Here is a 4,342-nt window from a genome sequence, read left to right on the forward strand (position 1 = left end):
AGATAAAAACTCATTTAAATCACTTTGCTATTAAGTACAAATTGATTCTTAGAGCGAACCAGATTGCTTGGCAGGAGCTTAAAAATATGGCAGCTTAAAATTGACCGTGCGTAACATGAGCCCGTAAGTTAAAAGAAGGGTAAGTAGTTCAATCTTTTGATCTACTTTAAGATCTGCAGCAGCGATGAAATGAATCACACTTAGTCCTGAAATGCTGGACTGAATATTCGGGTTCGCCCCAATTTTAAGAAGTCTTTCTACCAAATCATAATTTCCCTCCCAACAGGCAAGCATCAAAAGAGTAGGATTCTCTTGGAGATCTTGGTTTTCCATTTCCCTGGTTTGTCCATTAAAAAATAAAAGAGGGAGATCCACTGTCTCAGAATTTAATTTACTTATTTTAGGTTTTAAAAAGAAGCTTTCCTGCTCTACATGTATTAACCCTCTCAAATTTATTGGCCATTTTTCAGGCTTTTCATAAAAGGATGAATATTTTAGATATATATCATATGAATCAAGCCAAGTATTTTCAGTTCTTAAGAAACGATGAACATTAATATCAAATTCATAATCATCACCATAATAAATTAAAAGCTGCCTACCTGGTTTAATGTTATTTTTAGCGATATATATTATTTGACCATTTTTTAAAGCACCATAAACATTAGCTATAGATTCTGAGGAAGCAGAATTTACCATTGCCGTCCAATTGCGCTTTTTATGAGCGTCAATCGCTTCTCCTTCGGCATCGTCATCAAGACGATATACATAATCCAACTTGCCCTTTTCAAAAAAAGAAAAGGGCTTACGCTCTCCTTCATAGGTTCCTAATACCGTGCCTTTTTTTATAGTAACATCGCCAACATTATAGACGCCTAATGATTTACTAGCACGGCCTAAAAGCGCTACTGAACCTATGGCTAATGACTGTTCAACTGCTTGCTTCTTTTTATCCTGGGTGGGGATATAATCGAAACCCTGCTTTTGCGCCCAAGCACTGATTGCCTTCTGATCAGAAATTGCAATTTTAACGAAAGGGTCGACGCCATTTAACTTCTGAACTTCTTCCTCCAAACTCACAGGTCTAAATACTTTAATAGGGTATTCATTGATGTCTTTTATAATTAATTCATAATGATTAGCAGGAAGAAGCAGTAGGAGTTGTTGCAAGGCGGAAGGATTATAATCATTTAAATGCTGTACTATAGCCCTACCGTTAGCATCTCTGGTTAATAATATCGTCAAAAAATCTGATTTTTCTAGACGCATTAATAGGGTAATAAGATCAGAGGGGAAATCGATTAAGAGGTGGATTAACTTAACTCCGCTTTTATTCTTAGCTATTAAAAAATTAAAAAGAGTGTTGTCGGGTAAAAATGTGAGAAATTTGCATAAATGCTCAGGCTCAGCACAAGCATAATCCAACAGAGTGTTGCCCCGGCTATCGGGGATAGCTAAACTACTATAAACATGTTTTTTAGGTAAAGCCTTTAATAAGACTAGCGCAATCTCAAGTGAGTGGAGGAAGAGTAGTGTATCGCCATCACTGTCCCTTTTTTTTAATGTTTCTATGATAATTTCGCTACCTGCGTAGTCTGATAAAAAGCTTTCTAAATAGTCAGGGTAATATTTTAACTCAATGATGTGTTCGTATAGCTCAGTTTCATTGATGGCCATTAAGACACCTTGTTATGTACTAATAAATATAAATTATATTATTTATTATAATATAATTTATACATTTTGAGTTATATATTTACTTAATTTTTAAGTACAGCTAAAGAGCTAAATCCATGGAAGCTAGTGCTAAGAGGTGAATCAGAGATAGAGAGTTATAAATGATAAAATATTAAATATACAGCTAAGGCCCCAACCGCTCAGTGCAATCTAACTGGTGTAGAACCCCAAATACCAATGAATTATTCCTTTTCCCCAAAATAAGTAGATGAGTCCGGCAATACATAGGAAGGGACCAAAGGGGATAGCAATTATTGGGCGAAATTAATCACCAATGTCCTGGTAAATTAGTCCAGCTAATTGTTTTCCATGTAAGCGAATTTTCTGGTACAGCATCCTGTTTGGAAGGACAACTAGATCTTAAATGGATCTCTAAAGAGCTTTTAAATCCTAATGATTTTCCCGAAGCGAACTCTGCAATTTTTAAATTATTTTCCTTCATCGAGTTACTAGAAGCAGTTTAATCCATTAAATCGGTCAATCCTTTTTTGCTTGGTATAAAGCCACCTCCTGCTTTATAGTTTTTGCTAAAGGGTACTTTCCTTTCAGTAGGTAATGTTGCCTGAGCCTACTCGTGCACATCAACTCAGAGTCGATTAGGTCTTTGCTGTTTCCTTTTAAAAAGGATTTAAAAAAAGTGGTCGTCAAGACTGTTTTTTTCTTTTTTATTTGGCTACTATAGTTGATTTTCATTCTACCCATCCAAATTTGCCGCTGTGGATAATTGTCAATAGCTACAACTCTCAAAACACTAAAAATTAAATGAAAGTACGCAAAACCCCTTGTGCTTATTGATTTATTGTGATTTTTTCCACTCAAATATAAGCCAAGATATCCACAATTTCTGTGGATAAGTCTGTGCATACACCGTGATTTTCGTTATTTATTGGCCTCCTAGTTGGAATGCTTAGAACTGTTCCAGTGTGTTTGCAAGAAAAATTAAATTAAGGCATGGCGCCCATGCTATCGCACCTGTGGAACAGTAAAATGGTCTGGTTTATGAATGCTTGCGGTTGGTGCGGGGAGAAGGATAGGGCTAAGAATTGATGTAATTAAAAAAAACAGATTTTTAAAGGGCGAATTTTTAAAAAGACGGAATAATTCCGTTATTGAGGTACATGGGTTTTTATAGAAAGAAGCTTATTCAAGAAAACGTCCTGCCTATAAGGCTATTATGCGTGTGAATAAAATTAAAGCAGAAAGCTGTATGCAAGGGGGCAATTATCCTTTAATTTTATTCCGAGGAGACAGGCCGCATCACTGTGGTTGTGCCTCCTCCATAATGTGCTCAAATAATCCTCATAAGACCTCCGCTTCCTCACCCCTCGACCTACAAGAAAGGCCTTGTTTTTGTGGGGATATTGCTCTCTATTTCTGGACATTTCCATGCTTAAGTGTTCTTTTTTTAAGGGAATTAATTAATTTTTGCATGTATTTGTTGGTAATCATTGTATAATTTATTATATTTTGTTTAATTGCATTTTTCCATGACTACTATCAATCAAATTAAAAATTACCTTGACTCTTCGCCCGCTGATCTAAGTCTTCTTGGTCTCCCTCTTCCGCGGTGTACAGAGGTGTACCCAGGGGATAATTGGGGATTAGTGGGGGAGTTTTCCTTATTCGAGCTTGCTAGTATGCAAGGCAGAGTAGAGCACCTAAAAGCCCTGCCTTGGAGTAAGGAGGCTAAAAGAAGGACGGTGCAACGAGCCGACTTCAGTGCGATTAGAGCGGCTGCTTATAACGGTCATTTGCCAACCCTACACTACTTATTAGAAGAGGTGGGCTTAAGTACGGAGGATAAACTAGAAGCAATTAAATGGGAAAATTACTTTGCGATTAGAGATGCTGCTGGAAAGGGTCATTTGCCAACCCTGAATTATTTATTAGAAGAGGTGGGCTTAAGTACAGAGGATAAATTAAAAGCAATTAAGGCATCTGGCTACGCTGCGATTAGATGGGCTGCTTCGAACGGTCAATTGGCAACCCTTCAGTACTTATTGGAAGAGGTGGGCTTAAGTACAGAGGATAAGCTACAAGCAATTAAAGTTGATCGCTACCTTACGATTAGATTGGCTGCTCAAAATGGTCATTTGCCAATCCTGCACTACTTATTAGAAGAGGTGGGCTTAAGTACAGAGGAGAAGCTAAAAGCAATTAAAGCGGATGATTACTACGCAATTAGAGAGGCTTCTAGGTGTAAACGTCACCCTATCATCAACTATTTTCTCACTTTTGACGCGGGTCTTGCTTACCTTGAATCCCATGACCAGGAAAACGGACAAACGTATGTTTATGCGTTTGTAGCTGCACAACTCGAGGGATTAAAGGGGCGTAAAGAGGCCTATGAACAAACCCATCCTGCTGGTGTTTTTGATGTAGAGGCCGAGGAAGCGCGCCGCTGTTTTTACCTGCTTCGTAATTTAATCCGCCGCGGTGTTAGACGCGATTACGCCGATGCAGAGCCGAATGTTGATGAGCTAGGCTTTTTATTAACGATTCCGGCGGTAAAAAACTTAGCCCACCAAGAACTTAATGAAGGTGGCTCTAATGAACTACTGCGCCTTGCTTGTCACCTCGGCAATAGCGATGCGACAGTCTTACT

The 4,342-nt window shown here is 38.1% G+C and carries 4 protein-coding genes and 1 pseudogene; 2 read left to right on the plus strand and 3 right to left on the minus strand.

What is annotated here, in order from left to right; translation table 11 throughout:
• Positions 1 to 78 precede the first annotated feature (78 nt).
• Together ELY15_RS13860 and ELY15_RS16750 are read right to left on the minus strand one after the other, a co-directional pair.
• A complete protein-coding gene (locus tag ELY15_RS13860; protein ID WP_127101046.1) occupies positions 79 to 1,677 on the minus strand; it encodes an SET domain-containing protein-lysine N-methyltransferase in 1,599 nt (532 codons plus the stop codon).
• A 210-nt stretch (positions 1,678 to 1,887) separates the two neighbouring features.
• Positions 1,888 to 1,986 (minus strand): annotated as a pseudogene (locus ELY15_RS16750) (prepilin peptidase); the annotation flags it as partial.
• A 5-nt stretch (positions 1,987 to 1,991) separates the two neighbouring features.
• Between ELY15_RS16750 and ELY15_RS13870 the strand changes: the two are divergent.
• On the plus strand, positions 1,992 to 2,201 hold the full coding sequence (locus ELY15_RS13870) for a hypothetical protein (protein ID WP_127101048.1): 210 nt from the start codon (positions 1,992 to 1,994) through the stop codon (positions 2,199 to 2,201).
• Between the two features lie 13 nt (positions 2,202 to 2,214).
• On the opposite strand, the gene ELY15_RS13875 is transcribed toward ELY15_RS13870, so the two are convergent.
• A complete protein-coding gene (locus ELY15_RS13875) occupies positions 2,215 to 2,430 on the minus strand; it encodes a hypothetical protein (protein WP_127101050.1) in 216 nt (71 codons plus the stop codon).
• Between the two features lie 794 nt (positions 2,431 to 3,224).
• Here ELY15_RS13875 and ELY15_RS13880 point away from each other — a divergent pair.
• A partial coding sequence (locus ELY15_RS13880) for an ankyrin repeat domain-containing protein (RefSeq protein WP_148111247.1) occupies positions 3,225 to 4,342 on the plus strand: 1,118 nt, incomplete at its 3' end.

Origin of the sequence: Legionella sp. km772 (assembly GCF_003989735.1) — a bacterium.
Lineage (GTDB): Bacteria > Pseudomonadota > Gammaproteobacteria > Legionellales > Legionellaceae > Legionella.

Coding starts and splice junctions, on each gene's coding strand:
- ELY15_RS13875 (WP_127101050.1), bottom strand. CDS start 2,430: ATGAAAATCAACTATAGTAGCCAAATAAAAAAGAAAAAAACAGTCTTG.
- ELY15_RS13860 (WP_127101046.1), bottom strand. CDS start 1,677: ATGGCCATCAATGAAACTGAGCTATACGAACACATCATTGAGTTAAAA.